Source organism: Sphingomonas asaccharolytica NBRC 15499, assembly GCF_001598355.1.
In the GTDB taxonomy this organism is placed as follows: Bacteria; Pseudomonadota; Alphaproteobacteria; order Sphingomonadales; family Sphingomonadaceae; genus Sphingomonas; species Sphingomonas asaccharolytica.
The window spans coordinates 1-14,601 of record NZ_BCYU01000097.1 but is presented as its reverse complement, the minus strand read 5'-3'; the positions used below and the strand labels follow the sequence as shown (position 1 = coordinate 14,601).

Sequence of the window (14,601 nt, the reverse complement as noted above, 5' to 3'; positions counted from 1 at the left end):
GGAGGGGGCGGATGGCGATCACCTATCCTCGTGCTTCCTCCCCCTCCGTCAGCCTGCGGCTGCCACCTCCCCCTGGCGGGGGAGGATTAAGACGCGCACACCTAACCGAAGGAATACGGAACCGGTCCCCGCGCATCGGGATCGATGTGGATCTCGCTCGCCGCCGGGGGGAAAGCGCGCTGGTCGCAATCGCGGCGGGGACAGATGCGGCACGACACGCCGATCGGCGTCGCGACGTCGTCGGCGCGGAGGCCGTCGGCATAGACGAAATCGGCGGCATGCGTTTCCTCGCAGCCCAGCGTCACCGCATAGCGGCGCGGGCTGCGGGTGAAGCTGCCCGACGGCTTGACCAATCCCTTGGCGATCGAGACGTAGCGCGTGCCGTCCGGCGTCTCGGCGAGCTGGACCGCGATGCGGTCGGGGATCGCGACCGCTTCGTGCACGCCCCATAACGGACACGCCCCGCCGAACCGCGCGAACTGGAAGCGCGTCGCCGAATGCCGCTTGGTTATGTTGCCCGCCATGTCGACGCGGCAGAAGAAGAACGGGATGCCCGCGGCGCCCGGTCGCTGCAGCGTCGACAGGCGATGGCAGGTCTGTTCGAAACTGACCCCGAACCGCAGGCTCAGCCGGTCGATATCGTGGCGCAGCTCGCGCGCTGTGGCGCGAAAGCGGGCATAAGGCATGACCAGCGCGCCCGCGGCGTAATTGGTCAGCCCGGCGGCGAGCAAGGCGCGCCCGGCATCGGAGGCGATCCCGTCGCTGGCGATGTCGCGGATCAATTCGGCGAATTCGAGCCGGGCCAATTGGTGCGCGAGGGCGAAGCGCTGGCTCGCTTCGGGCAAGGCCGGGTCGAGCCGCAACAGCCGTGCATCGGGATCGTAAGCGCGCACCGGCCCGCCGAGTTCGCGGTCGGCGACGACGTTGATCCCGAAGCGGCGGCCGAGCCGCGCCTCGAGCGCACTACGGTCGATCGCATCCTCGCCCATCTCCTCGGCAATCGCCTCGGCCGCGCGGTCGAGCGCGTCGACATAATTGCGCTCGGCGTGAAACCAGTCGCGCACTTCCTCCCAGGGAAAGCGCGCTGCTTCGGCCGCGCCGGCCTCGAACCGGTCGTCGAACGCACGCAACTGCTCCTGCGATCGGCGAAACGCGGCGTGGAGCGCGACCATGCGCCGGGCGAGCTGCGGCTGTTGCCGCGCCCCGCGCCGCAACGTCGCTTCGTCGAGCCGCGCATCGGGAACGCTGGGATCGCTCGACGCTTCGATCGCGTCGACCAGCAGCATCCCTTCGTCGGCCGCGGCGATCGTCTCCCAATCGGCGGGAAAGGCGCGGGCCAGCGCGACCATCACCAATGGCGTGATCGGGCGGTCGCCATTCTCGATCTGTGACAAATAACTGACCGATACCGACAGCTGCGTCGCCAGGGCGCGCTGGCTCAGGCCGAGCCGCTGGCGCAGCGCGCGGATCCGGTGTCCGGCAAAGATGCGGCGAATGCCTTCGGCCATGGACGGGGAATAGTTTGCAAACCTACCCTCAGCAAGTTTGCAACATTACAGTTGCGAAGGCAGGCTGCTAGGGGAAAGAGGTCGGGTCCTGAAGGAGTCTCCATGTCGTCGACCATCGCCGAACTCGAGAAGAAGCGCGCCGCGGCCCGATTGGGCGGCGGAGAGAAACGCATCGCCGCCCAGCACGCCAAGGGCAAGCTGACCGCCCGCGAGCGGCTCGACGTGCTGCTCGACGAGGGATCGTTCGAGGAGCTCGACATGTATGTCGAGCATAATTGCGTCGATTTCGGCATGCAGGATCAGATCATTCCGGGCGACGGCGTGGTCACCGGATCGGGCACGATCAACGGTCGGCTGGTCTTCGTGTTCAGCCAGGACTTCACCGTATTCGGCGGTTCCTTGTCCGAGCGCCATGCGCAAAAGATCTGCAAGATCATGGACATGGCGATGAAGGTCGGCGCGCCTGTGATCGGCCTAAACGATTCGGGTGGCGCGCGCATCCAGGAAGGCGTCGCTTCGCTCGGCGGCTATGCCGAAGTGTTCCAGCGCAACGTGCTCGCCTCTGGCGTGGTCCCGCAGCTGTCGCTGATCATGGGCCCGTGCGCCGGCGGCGCGGTCTATTCGCCGGCGATGACCGACTTCATCTTCATGGTGAAGGATTCCTCCTACATGTTCGTCACCGGTCCCGACGTGGTCAAGACGGTGACCAACGAAGTGGTGACGCAGGAAGCGCTCGGCGGCGCGATCACCCACACCACCAAGACCTCGGTCGCGGACAATGCGTTCGAGGATGATATCGAGGCGCTGCTCGCCGCGCGCGACTTCATCGACTTCCTGCCCGCCTCGAACCGCGAACCCGTCCCCGAGCGCCAGTCGTCGGACCCCTGGGACCGGATCGAGGACAGCCTCGACACCCTGATCCCGGCCTCGGCCAACCAGCCCTATGACATGCATGAGCTGATCCGGAAGACGGTCGACGAAGGCGACTTCTTCGAAATCCAGCCCAAACATGCCGGCAACGTGATCTGCGGGTTCGGGCGGATCGAGGGACGGACGATCGGCGTCGTCGCCAACCAGCCGATGGTGCTGGCCGGCGTGCTCGACATCAATTCGTCGAAAAAGGCGGCGCGCTTCGTCCGCTTCTGCGACGCGTTCGAGATTCCGATCGTCACCTTCGTCGATGTCCCCGGCTTCCTGCCCGGCACCGCGCAGGAGCATAACGGCATCATCAAGCACGGCGCCAAATTGCTGTTCGCTTATGCCGAGGCGACCGTGCCCAAGATCACCGTCATTACGCGCAAGGCCTATGGTGGCGCTTATGACGTCATGGCGTCGAAGCATCTGCGCGGCGACCTCAATTACGCCTGGCCGACCGCCGAGATCGCGGTGATGGGCGCCAAGGGCGCGGTCGAGATCATCTTCCGCGGCCGTACCCCCGAAGAGATCGCCGAACGCACCGCCGAATATGAAGCGCGTTTCGCCAATCCGTTCGTCGCGGCGGCCAAGGGATTCATCGACGAAGTGATCCAGCCGCATTCGACCCGTCGGCGCATCGCTTTGGGCTTGCGCAAACTGCGCAACAAGAGCCTCGAGAATCCGTGGAAGAAGCACGACAACATTCCGCTTTGACGAAAGGCCTGCCCCAATGATCTCAATCCTCGCTTTGTTGCTCCAGGCCGCGCCCGCTCCGGCGGCGGTCGCGCCGTGGACGGTGACGCCGCGCCCCAGCAGCGATCCGACGATCACCACGACGGTGACCAGCGCGCCGTCGGCCGACGGCAACGCCAAGCTCGTCGTGCGTTGCGACGCGGGCAAGGCGAAGGTCGTCTCGGTCCAGCTGTTCAGCCGCACCCCGCTCGGCGGGCCGCCGGCGCGTCCGGTGTCGCTGACTTTCGACGCCAACACGCCGATGATCGACAATTGGGAATTCGTGCCGCAGGGCGCGTTTCAGCGCGACGATGTCGCGGTGACCACGCTGACCACCGCTCTGGCCACCGCCAAGACGATCAAGGTCCATACCACCACGACTACCGGCGAGCCGGTCGATGCGACCTTCACTGGCCCAACCAGCGCACAGCCGATCACCACGGTGCTGGCGGCGTGCGGCTATACGCTCGGCCAGGCGCCGGTCCGCGTGCCCGACCCGAAGGATGCCAAGAAGGGCAAGAAGGACGATCAGTGAAGCTCGGCCGCCTCAACCATGTCGGAGTGGCGACGCCCTCGATCGCCGACGCCATTCCCTATTGGCGCGAGGTGATGGGCGCGACCGTGATCCACGATCCGTTCGATCTGCCCGCCCAAGGAGTGAAAGTGTGCTTCGTCGACACCCCCAACACGCAGATCGAGCTGATCGAGCCGCTGGGTGAGGGGTCGCCGATCAGGGCCTTTCTCGACAAGAACCCGGCTGGCGGCCAGCACCACCTTTGTTACGAGGTCGCGGACATCCTGGAAGCCAAGGCGTGGTTCGAGGGCAAGGGCGCAAAGGTGCTCGGCGAGCCGCGGATCGGCGCACACGGCACACCGATTTTCTTCGTCCATCCCAAGGACATGGGCGGGGTGCTGACCGAGATCATGGAGACGCCCAAGGAGGGGCATTGAAGCTTAACTCCCTCTCCCCTTGTGGGAGTTCGGGGTCGGCCATGCCCCCGGCATGGCCTAAACATTACGGGGTAATGTTTACCCCGAACTGGTTGCGCAGACTTGGGTCGGCGAAGCCGGCCCTAGTCGGAGCTGGGTGAGGGGTATGCGGTCGCTTGAGCGACCGCGCGAAGCTCCGCTTCGCGGACCCTCACCAAGCTGCGCTAGGCGGCGAGCTGCCAAGCTTCGCTATCCTCTCCCACAAGGGGAGAGGAGGAACGGGAGGACGAATGGCCTACGAACATATACTGACCGAGCGGAAGGGCGACGTGCTGGTCGTGACGCTCAACCGTCCCGATCGCCTCAACGCCGCGCCGCCGGCGATGTTCGTCGAGATGCGCGAGGCCCTGGCCGATCTCGGTGGCGCGCGCGCGGTGCTGATCACCGGGGCGGGCCGTGCCTTCTGCTCGGGGGCCGATGTCGGCGGCGGCGCCTTGATGGCGAGCGAGCGCGGGGTCGATCCGGGCCAGGCGACCTATGACGCGCTGACCGGCAGCTACAATCCCACGCTGGCGGCGATCGCCGATCTGTCGGTGCCGGTGGTGACCGCGGTGCGCGGACCCGCCGCCGGGATCGGTTGCAGCCTGGCGCTGTCGGCCGATTTCTGCGTCGCGTCGGACACCGCTTATTTCCTCCAGGCCTTCGTCAATATCGGCCTGGTCCCCGACGGCGGCGCCAGCTGGATGCTGACCCGGCTGATCGGGCGCGCGCGGGCGTCGGAAATGATGATGCTGGGCGAGCGCGTGCCTGCCGCCAAGGCGGTCGATTGGGGTATGATCCACAAGCAGGTCGCCGACGACGCGCTCGACGCCGACGCGCTGGCGCTGGCCGAGCGGCTCGCCGCGGGCCCGACCGTCGCGCTCGGCATGATGCGCCGCCAACTGCACGAGGCGCTGGAAAGTGATTACGCCGCGGCGATGCAGCGCGAGGCCGACAACCAACGCGCTGCGCGTGCGACGCAGGATTCGATGGAAGGCGGCATGGCCTTCCTCCAGAAGCGCAAGGCCGAGTTCAAGGGCGCCTGAGCCACCAACAGGAGCGCCCTTTCGGGGGCCGGATACGATCATGACGACCAACCCGACTCCCGACGACTGGAAGGCGCTCGCCGCCAAGGAAGTGAAGGGCAAGGACCTCATCTGGCACACGCCGGAAGGGATCGCGGTCAAGCCGCTCTACACGGCCGAGGATGTCGCCGGCATCGATCCCGGCCTGCCGGGCTTCGCCCCGTTCACGCGCGGGGTGCGGGCGTCGATGTATGCCGGGCGGCCCTGGACGATCCGGCAATACGCCGGCTTCTCGACCGCCGAGGAATCGAACGCTTTCTACCGCCGCAACCTCGCGGCGGGGCAGAAGGGCCTGTCGGTCGCGTTCGATCTCGCCACCCATCGCGGCTATGACAGCGACCATCCGCGCGTGACCGGCGATGTCGGCAAGGCGGGCGTTGCGATCGACACGATCGACGACATGAAGATCCTGTTCGACAGCATCCCGCTCGATCAGATGTCGGTCAGCATGACGATGAACGGCGCGGTGATCCCGATCCTCGCCTTCTTCATCGTCGCCGGCGAGGAACAGGGCGTGCCCCAGGCGCAGCTCGACGGCACCATCCAGAACGATATCCTCAAGGAGTTCATGGTCCGCAACACCTACATCTACCCGCCGGCGCCGAGCATGCGGATCATCGCGGACATCATCGCCTACACCTCGGCGCACATGCCGAAGTTCAACTCGATCTCGATCTCCGGCTATCATATGCAGGAAGCCGGGGCGACGCAGGTCCAGGAACTCGCTTTCACCATCGCCGACGGCCGCGAATACGCCAAGGCGGCGATGGCGGCGGGGCTCGACATCGACAAATTCGCCGGGCGGCTGTCGTTCTTCTTCGCGATCGGGATGAACTTCTTCATGGAAGTCGCCAAGCTGCGCGCCGCGCGCAAGCTGTGGCACCGCGTGATGAGCGACCTCGGCGCCAAGGACGAGCGCTCGAAAATGCTGCGCACGCATTGCCAGACCTCGGGCGTCTCGCTGCAGGAGCAGGATCCGTACAATAACGTCATCCGCACCACGGTCGAGGCGATGGCGGCGGCGCTGGGCGGGACGCAAAGCCTCCACACCAACGCGCTCGACGAAGCGATCGCGCTGCCGACCGATTTCTCCGCCCGCATCGCGCGCAACACCCAGATCGTGCTGCAGGAAGAGACCGGGATCACGCATGTCGTCGATCCGCTCGGCGGGTCCTATTATGTCGAGGCGCTGACCCAGGAATTGTACGATCGCGCCTGGGAGATCATCGAGCGCGTCGACGGGGAGGGTGGCATGGCCAATGCCGTTGCCCAGGGCTGGCCCAAGGCGATGATCGAGCAAGCCTCGGCAGCGCGCCAGGCGCGGGTTGACCGCGGCGAGGACGTGATCGTCGGGGTCAACAAATACCGGCTCGCTGAGGAAGACGATCTCGACATTCTCGACGTCGACAATCACGCGGTGCGCGACGCGCAGATCGCGCGGATCAAGCGCAGCAAGGCGGGGCGCGACGAAGCGGCGTGCCGGGCGGCGCTCGATGCGTTGCGCGAGGGTGCCAAGGGCAACGGCAATCTGCTCGGTCTTGCGGTCGACTGCGCTCGCCAGCGCGCCACCCTGGGCGAGATTTCCTCGGCGATGGAGGACGTGTTCGGGCGCTACGGCACCAAGCCGACCCCGGTGTCGGGCGTCTATGGCGGCGCCTACGACCGGGATGCGCGCTGGGACAATCTGCTGGCGGGCGTCGCCGCGACCGAGCGCCGGCTCGGCCGCCGCCCACGCATGCTCGTCGCCAAGATGGGGCAGGACGGGCATGATCGCGGCGCCAATCTGGTCAGCTCGATGTTCGGCGATCTCGGTTTCGAAGTCGTGCCCGGGCCGCTGTTCCAGACGCCCAAGGAAGCCGCGATGCTCGCGCTCGACAGCGATGTCGACGTGGTCGGCGCGTCGAGCCTGGCGGCCGGGCACAAGACGTTGATCCCCGAGCTGATAGGCCATTTGCGCGACGCCGGCCGCGCCGACATCAAGGTGATCGCGGGCGGCGTGATCCCGGCGCAGGATTACGAGTTCCTGCGCGAAGCTGGGGTGCAGGCGATCTTCGGTCCCGGTACCAATCTGATCAAAGCAGCGGAGGACGTCCTCCGTCTGCTCGGCCACAACATGCCCCCTGAAGAAGAGGCTGCGGAATGAATGACTTTTTCAGTGCTCCTGTGAAAGCAGGAGCCCAGAGCCCAGAGCGACCCGCCCGTGACCCTGGGCTCCTGCGTGCGCAGGAGCACGGTGCGCGCAGCGACTGGACCCGCGACGAAATCGCCGCGCTGTTCGACCTCCCCTTCACCGAACTCGTGTTCCGCGCGGCCGAGGTGCATCGCGCGCACCACGCGGCGAACGAGGTGCAACTGTCGACGCTGCTGTCGATCAAGACCGGCGGCTGCCCGGAGGATTGCGGCTATTGCTCGCAATCGTCGAGCCACGAGACCGGTCTGAAGGCGACCAAGCTGATGGACGTGCGCGCGGTGCTCCAGGCGGCGGCGCAGGCCAAGGACAATGGCTCGTCGCGCTTCTGCATGGGCGCGGCGTGGCGCAACCCCAAGGACAAGGACATTCCCGCGCTGGTCCAGATGGTGAAGGGGGTGCGCGAGATGGGGATGGAAACCTGCATGACCTTGGGCATGCTGACGCCCGACCAGGCGCAGGCTCTGGGCGAAGCCGGGCTCGATTATTACAACCACAATATCGATACCTCGCCGGAGAATTACGCCAACGTCATCTCGACGCGCAGCTTCGAGGACAGGATCGAGACGCTGGAGAATGTGCGCGGCGCCGGGATCAACGTCTGCTGCGGCGGCATCGTCGGGATGGGCGAGACCCGCGCCGACCGCGTCGGCTTCATCCACGCGCTAGCCAGCCTGCCGGTCCATCCCGAAAGCGTTCCGATCAATGCGCTGGTGCCGGTCAAGGGCACGGTACTTGGCGACATGCTGGCCGACACACCGCTCGCCAAGATCGACGATATCGAATTCGTCCGCACCGTCGCGGTCGCGCGGATCACGATGCCGGGTAGCATGGTGCGCCTGTCGGCGGGCCGCGAGAGCATGGGCGAGGCGGCGCAGGCCTTGTGCTTCCTCGCGGGCGCCAATTCGATCTTCACCGGCGAGAAGCTGCTGACCACCGGTAACGCCGGCGAGGACAAGGATGCCGCGATGTTCGCGAAGCTTGGGCTCTCACCAATGGCCGCCGAGCAGCGGATCGTCATGGAGGCGGCCGAGTGACCGGCATCGATTGGGAAACCTGGCTTCTTGAAGACGCTGGGCATCCAATTATCGAGAAGATGACGGAACGGGGTATCGATGCACTCTCACCTGTGGAGCGGCTGACATATTGCATGTGGGTCGCCGACTACGGAATGCGGAACGGAGGCGACTTGGAAACGGCCGCTGATCTGTACCCACAGTTCAAATCGGAAGCCGCCGAGATCGCGGCGGACCTTCGTCTTCAAAAGACAACGGAAGTGTTCGATTTGACGGACAGCGAGTTAGCTACCGTCTACTTTGATCGCTTCGACGAACTGTGCACCGAAATCTCGGAGGCGCTCGGCGTGCCTCCTCAAATCAACTAGATCAGGAACGGGGAAAAGCGTGTTCAAGAAAATCCTGGTCGCCAATCGCGGCGAGATCGCCTGCCGCGTGTTTCGCACCGCGAAGAAGATGGGGATCGCGACGGTCGCGGTCTATTCCGACGCCGATGCGCGCTCGCCGCATGTGCTGATGGCCGATGAGGCAGTGCGGCTCGGGCCGGCGCCGGCAGCGGAATCGTACCTGAAGGCCGAACTGATCCTCGATGCCGCCAGGATCACCGGCGTCGACTGCATCCACCCCGGCTACGGCTTCCTGTCCGAGCGCGAAAGCTTTGCTCTGGCCTGCGCCGAAGCCGGCATCGCCTTCGTCGGCCCGCCGCCCAACGCGATCGCGGCGATGGGCGACAAGATCGAATCGAAGAAGCTCGCCAAGGCGGCGGGGGTCAATGTCGTCCCGGGTTTCCTCGGCGAGATCGCCGACACCGATGAGGCTGTGAAGATCGCCTCCGACATCGGCTATCCGGTGATGATGAAGGCCTCGGCCGGCGGCGGCGGCAAGGGCATGCGGCTCGCCTGGAGCGAACAGGACGTGCGTGAAGGGTTCGAGGCGACCAAGCGCGAGGGTCTCGCTTCGTTCGGCGACGACCGCGTGTTCATCGAGAAGTTCATCGAAAGCCCGCGCCATATCGAGATTCAGGTGCTGGGCGACCAGCACGGCAATATCGTCTATTTGAACGAGCGCGAATGCTCGGTGCAGCGCCGCCACCAGAAAGTGGTCGAGGAAGCGCCGTCGCCGTTCGTCACCCCGGAGATGCGCCGCAAGATGGGCGAGCAGGCGGTCGCGCTATCGCGCGCGGTCGGCTATTATTCGGCCGGCACCGTCGAGCTGATCGTGTCGGGCGCCGACACCAGCGGTGAGGGCTTCTACTTCCTCGAGATGAACACCCGGCTCCAGGTCGAACACCCGGTGACAGAAGAGATTACCGGCCTCGATCTGGTCGAGCAGATGATCCGCGTCGCCGCCGGCGAGAAGCTCGCGTTCGGGCAGGAGGACGTGCGGATCGACGGCTGGGCGATCGAGAATCGCGTCTATGCCGAGGATCCCTATCGCGGCTTCCTGCCGTCGATCGGGCGGCTGGTGCAGTACGATCCGCCGGCTGAGGTGGATGCCGTCGAAGGCCGGACCCGCGTCGACGACGGCGTCCTCGAGGGCGGCGAGGTCAGCATGTTCTACGACCCGATGATTGCCAAATTGATCACCTGGGCGCCGACGCGCGAGGAAGCGATCGATCGCCAGATCGCGGCGCTCGACGAATTCGTCATCGATGGCCCGGGCAACAATCTCGATTTCCTGTCGGCGCTGATGCAGCATCCGCGCTTCCGCGACGGCGCGTTGACCACCGGCTTCATCGCCGAGGAATATCCCGACGGCTTCCATGGCGCGCCGGCCACGCCCGATCTGCTCAAGGCGCTGGCCGCGGTCGCCGCTTTCGCCGCCACCGCCGAGGCCGATCGCGCGCGGCGGATCGACGGCCAGCTGGGCAAGCGCTTGCGCCCGCCCTCGGCCTGGACGGTGCGGATCGATGGCCACGACCATCAGGTCGACATCTCGACCGACGGCGTGACGGTCGATGGCGACGACCTCGACCTGGCGCTCGAATATACGCCGGGCGACCGTATCGTCACCGCCGAGCTCGGCGACGAGGAGCTGACCGTGCGCATCGCGCGCACGCGGACCGGCTTCCGGCTGACCACGCGCGGCGCGTCGCATGTCGCGCGCACCTTGCCCGCTTATGTCGCGCCTTTTGCCGAGCATCTGATCGAGAAGATCCCGCCCGATCTCTCCAAATTCCTGATCGCGCCGATGCCTGGTTTGCTCGTCCGGCTCGACGTCAAGGAAGGTGATACCGTCCAGGCGGGGCAACCGCTGGCGGTGGTCGAGGCGATGAAGATGGAGAATATCCTGCGCGCCGAGAAAGCGGCGACGGTCAAATCGCTGGCGGCCCAAGCCGGCGACAGCCTGGCGGTCGATCAGGTCATCTTGGAGCTTGAATGATCCCCGCGTCCGGGGAAACATGAACCGAACCGGCCCGATCGCGACAAAATGCGACACATTGGGGATGGACCTCTGTCCTACCGGCCGCCATGCTTTCGCTCATGAAACGGTCGCGTATCGCCTTGATGCTCACCGTCGTGCTGCCGCTCCAGGCCTGCATGGTGGGGCCGAACTACAAGCCGCCGGCGAGCGCTTCGCTCGGCGTGCCCGATACCTATTCCGGGCCCGCGACCAGCGGCGCGCTGCCCGATATCTCGACCTGGTGGACGTCGTTCGGCGACACCGAGCTTACCAGCATCATCGACCGCGCGCGGCGCGACAATCTCGACATCGCCCAGGCGGTGGCGCGGTTGAAACAGGCGCGCGAGGGGCTGGTCCAGGCGCGCGCCTCATTGCTGCCGACGGTCAGCGGATCGGCCGGCTATAGCCGCAATTTGCTCGACTCGGTCGGGCCGCGCGACAATTTCTCGATCGGTGCCGACGCCAGTTACCAGGCCGATCTGTTCGGCGGCACGCGCCGCTCGATCGAGGCCGCCCGGGCGACCGAGCAGGCCTCGGGCTATGACCTCGCCACCGTCCAGACCTCGATCGCGTCCGAAGCCGCGCGCAATTACATCCTCGCCCGTCAGTATCAGTCCGCGCTCAAGATCGCGCGCGACAGCCTGGCGATCCAGGACGACAATCTGGAGATTGCCGGATTCCGCGTCCAGGCGGGTTTGGTCTCGAGCCTCGATCAGGAACAAGCGCGCGCGCAACGCGCCCAGACCGCCGCGCAAATCCCGACGATCGAACAGAATTATGCCGCCGCGGTGAATCGGCTGGGCGTGCTGACCGGCCAGGCGCCGGGCGCGCTCAAGGCCGAACTCGAAGCGGTGCAGCCGATCCCGATGGGCCCGGCCGCTATTCCGACCGGCATCCCCGGCGACATATTGCGCCAACGCCCCGACGTGCGCTCGGCCGAACGCAATCTCGGCGCCGCGACCGCACAGATCGGCGTGCAGAAAGCGGCGCTCTACCCGGCGCTCAACATCACCGGCAATATCGGCACCGCAGCATCGTCGCTCGGCAGCATCGCCAATGTCATCACCGGCAGCCTGTTCGCCGGGCTGACCCAATTGATCTTCGACGGCGGCCGCACGCGCAGCCGGGTGCGGTCGCAGGAAGCCGCCGCCGAGGGCGCGTTCGCCGCCTACAAATCGACCGTGCTGACCAGCCTGGAGGATGTCGAGAACGCGCTCCAGGCGCTGCAGGCGGCGAAACAGCGCCAGCGCGAGTTCGCGGTCGCGCTCGACGCGTCGAACGCCGCGGCGATCCTCGCGCGCAGCCAGTATCGCGCCGGACTGACCGACATCACCACGCTCAACAATAGCGAGGCGGCGCTGCTCTCGGCGCAGAACGGCTTGAACGGCGCGCGCGGCGACCAGGCGCAGGCGCTGGTCGCGCTCTACCTCGCGCTCGGCGGCGGGTGGGATGCCACCAAGCCGCCCGAACTCCCGCAGGGATAAGAACATGGCGACGAACCAGGCCGAACTCGACGAATTCCTCGGCGGACGCCCGCCGTCCAAATTCAAGCGCTATGCCTTGTGGGGAGGGATCGCGATCGGCGTCCTGCTCCTCATCCTGTTGCTGATGCGGCTGTTCGGCGGCGCCGCGACATCGGGCTATGCGACTGAACAGGCGCAAAAGGGCAATCTGACCGTCACCGTGTCGGCGACCGGCAAGCTCGCGCCGACCAACCAGGTCGATGTCGGCTCCGAATTGTCGGGGCTGGTGACCAAGGTCGTTGTCGACGTCAACGACCGCGTCGTGAAGGGCCAGCCGCTGGCGCTGATCGATCCCAGCCGCTTCCAGGATACGGTCAACCAGTCGAAGGCGTCGCTCGACGCCGCGGTCGCGACGGTCGGCCAGAACCGGGCGACGCTCGCCCAGTCGACCGCCACGCTCGCCCGGTTTCAGGAAGTCAGCCGGCTGTCTGGCGGGCGCGTTCCCGCCAAGACCGAGTTGGATCAGGCGATCGCCGATCGCGATCGCGCCATTGCCAATCTCAGGGCGGCGCAGGCCAATGTCGTCGCCGCCCAGGCGACCTTGTCGTCGAACCAGACTCAGCTGACCAAGACGATCATCCGCTCGCCGGTCAACGGCGTCGTCCTCGCGCGCCAGATCGAGCCGGGCGCGACCGTCGCGGCGAGCTTCAACACCCCGACCCTGTTCGTCATCGCCGAGGATCTGGGTCAGATGAAGCTCGAGGTGGCGATCGACGAGGCCGATGTCGGCAGCGTCAGGCAGGGCCAGCGCGCGACCTTCACTGTCGATGCCTTTCCCGGCAAGACCTTTCCGGCGACGATCACTCGGGTCGATGTCGGCTCCAATCTGTCGGCGCAATCCTCGACCTCGAGCAGTTCGACGACGTCGAGCACCACGGGTCAGGTGGTGTCCTACGCCGCGGAATTGGCGGTGCAGAATAAAGATTTCCAATTGCGCCCTGGCATGACCGCGACCGCGGACATCGTCACGATGGAAAAGAAGAACGTCCTGCTCGTCCCCAACGCCGCCTTGCGCTTCAAGCCCCAGGCGGCGGGCGCCCCCGCGGCGCAGGCGAGCGGCGGGATTGCCGGCGCGCTCACGCCCCGGATGCGGCGGCGTGGCGGCGGCGGCGACAGCGCGGCGCCGCTCGAACGCGGCTCGAAGCAGAGCGTCTATGTCAAACAGGCCGATGGCAGCCTGAAGGCGATATCGGTCACCACTGGCGACAGCGACGGAACGAACACCGAGATCACCGGCGGTGACTTGCAGCCGGGGATGCAGGTGGTGACCGGCCAACTCGCGGGATCGGGCGGCAGCAGCTCGGGCGGCAGCCGGCGGCGCTCGGGCGCGGGCGGCGGCGGCAATGGGGGCGGCGGCGGGCAGCGCGGTGGCTGACGGCGCTACCCATAATGTTGGCGACCCGCTGATCCGGCTGCGCGGCGTCACCAAGACCTATGGCACCGGCGCGACCGCGTTCCAGGCGCTCAAAGGCGTCGATCTTGATATCGCGGCGGGCGATTTCGTCGCGGTGATGGGGCCGTCGGGGTCGGGCAAATCGACGACGATGAACATCCTCGGCTGTCTCGACGTGCCGAGCGCCGGCGAATTCACCTTCAAGGGCCATCATATCGAAACGCTCGACCGCGATCAGCGCGCCTTGCTCCGGCGCAAATATCTCGGCTTCGTGTTCCAGGGATTCAATCTGCTCGCGCGAACCTCGGCGCTGGAGAATGTCGAACTGCCCCTGCTCTATCGCGGCGATGCCAAGGGCGAGCGGCGCGAAACCGCGCTCGGCGCGCTCGACAAGGTCGGCCTGAAGGAATGGTGGGATCATACCCCCGCCGAATTGTCGGGCGGCCAGCAACAACGCGTCGCCATCGCGCGCGCGATCGTCACCCAGCCCGCGGTGCTCCTCGCCGACGAGCCGACCGGCAATCTCGACAGCGAACGCTCGGTCGAGATCATGGAATTGCTCACCGACCTCAACAAGAATGCCGGCATCACCGTGCTGATGGTCACCCACGAACCCGACATGGCCGCCTTCGCCAAGACCATCGTCCATTTCAAGGACGGGTTGGTCGAACGGATCGAGGCTGGGCATCGGCAAGGGGAGAGAGTGGGATGATGGACATGATCATTCTTAAGCCCCTCCCCTTTAGGGGCGTCGGGTCAGCCATGCCCCCGGCATGGTCTGAACGATGCGGGGCATCGTTCACCCGACGCCGGTTTGGGGTGGGGCCTATCCGCGGGCCACATCGCCCGACGCACGGCCCCACCCCCAG

At 66.3% G+C, this 14,601-nt stretch carries 12 protein-coding genes; 11 read left to right on the top strand and 1 reads right to left on the bottom strand.

What is annotated here, in order from left to right:
* Positions 1 to 101: 101 nt before the first annotated feature.
* Entirely contained in the window at positions 102 to 1,508 is a 1,407-nt protein-coding gene (locus tag SAS01S_RS19275) for a helix-turn-helix domain-containing protein (RefSeq protein WP_066812499.1), read from the bottom strand.
* Positions 1,509 to 1,610: 102 nt separating this feature from the next.
* Between SAS01S_RS19275 and SAS01S_RS19270 the strand changes: the two genes are divergently transcribed.
* The 11 genes from SAS01S_RS19270 (at position 1,611) to SAS01S_RS19220 (ending at position 14,444) form a co-directional block, all read left to right on the top strand.
* The gene (locus tag SAS01S_RS19270; protein WP_066812498.1) at positions 1,611 to 3,137 is read left to right on the top strand and encodes an acyl-CoA carboxylase subunit beta; all 1,527 of its coding nucleotides are present in this window, start codon (positions 1,611 to 1,613) and stop codon (positions 3,135 to 3,137) included.
* 16 nt (positions 3,138 to 3,153) lie between these two features.
* Complete coding sequence (locus tag SAS01S_RS19265; protein ID WP_157082913.1) at positions 3,154 to 3,690, top strand: hypothetical protein; 537 nt, start codon at positions 3,154 to 3,156, stop codon at positions 3,688 to 3,690.
* Entirely contained in the window at positions 3,687 to 4,106 is a 420-nt protein-coding gene (mce, locus tag SAS01S_RS19260) for a methylmalonyl-CoA epimerase (protein ID WP_066812497.1), read from the top strand. The genes SAS01S_RS19265 and mce overlap by 4 nt, the downstream gene beginning before the upstream one ends.
* Positions 4,107 to 4,375: 269 nt before the next feature.
* Positions 4,376 to 5,170, top strand: coding sequence for an enoyl-CoA hydratase-related protein (locus SAS01S_RS19255; protein WP_066812496.1), 795 nt, complete (start codon positions 4,376 to 4,378; stop codon positions 5,168 to 5,170).
* Between the two features lie 40 nt (positions 5,171 to 5,210).
* The gene (gene scpA, locus SAS01S_RS19250) at positions 5,211 to 7,352 is read left to right on the top strand and encodes a methylmalonyl-CoA mutase (RefSeq protein WP_066812495.1); all 2,142 of its coding nucleotides are present in this window, start codon (positions 5,211 to 5,213) and stop codon (positions 7,350 to 7,352) included.
* Positions 7,349 to 8,434 (top strand): biotin synthase BioB, encoded by a 1,086-nt coding sequence (bioB, locus tag SAS01S_RS19245; RefSeq protein WP_084239230.1) that lies wholly within the window; start codon positions 7,349 to 7,351, stop codon positions 8,432 to 8,434. Before scpA ends, bioB begins: the two co-directional genes overlap by 4 nt.
* Positions 8,431 to 8,781, top strand: a complete 351-nt coding sequence (locus SAS01S_RS19240) for a hypothetical protein (protein WP_066812494.1) — start codon at positions 8,431 to 8,433, stop codon at positions 8,779 to 8,781. The genes bioB and SAS01S_RS19240 overlap by 4 nt, the downstream gene beginning before the upstream one ends.
* Before the next feature lie 19 nt (positions 8,782 to 8,800).
* A complete protein-coding gene (locus SAS01S_RS19235) occupies positions 8,801 to 10,795 on the top strand; it encodes an acetyl-CoA carboxylase biotin carboxylase subunit (RefSeq protein ID WP_066812493.1) in 1,995 nt (664 codons plus the stop codon).
* A gap of 101 nt (positions 10,796 to 10,896) precedes the next feature.
* Positions 10,897 to 12,300, top strand: coding sequence for an efflux transporter outer membrane subunit (locus SAS01S_RS19230; RefSeq protein WP_245657012.1), 1,404 nt, complete (start codon positions 10,897 to 10,899; stop codon positions 12,298 to 12,300).
* Between the two features lie 4 nt (positions 12,301 to 12,304).
* The gene (locus SAS01S_RS19225) at positions 12,305 to 13,714 is read left to right on the top strand and encodes an efflux RND transporter periplasmic adaptor subunit (RefSeq protein WP_066812492.1); all 1,410 of its coding nucleotides are present in this window, start codon (positions 12,305 to 12,307) and stop codon (positions 13,712 to 13,714) included.
* Positions 13,683 to 14,444 (top strand): ABC transporter ATP-binding protein, encoded by a 762-nt coding sequence (locus SAS01S_RS19220; protein ID WP_066812491.1) that lies wholly within the window; start codon positions 13,683 to 13,685, stop codon positions 14,442 to 14,444. The genes SAS01S_RS19225 and SAS01S_RS19220 overlap by 32 nt, the downstream gene beginning before the upstream one ends.
* Positions 14,445 to 14,601: the final 157 nt, after the last annotated feature.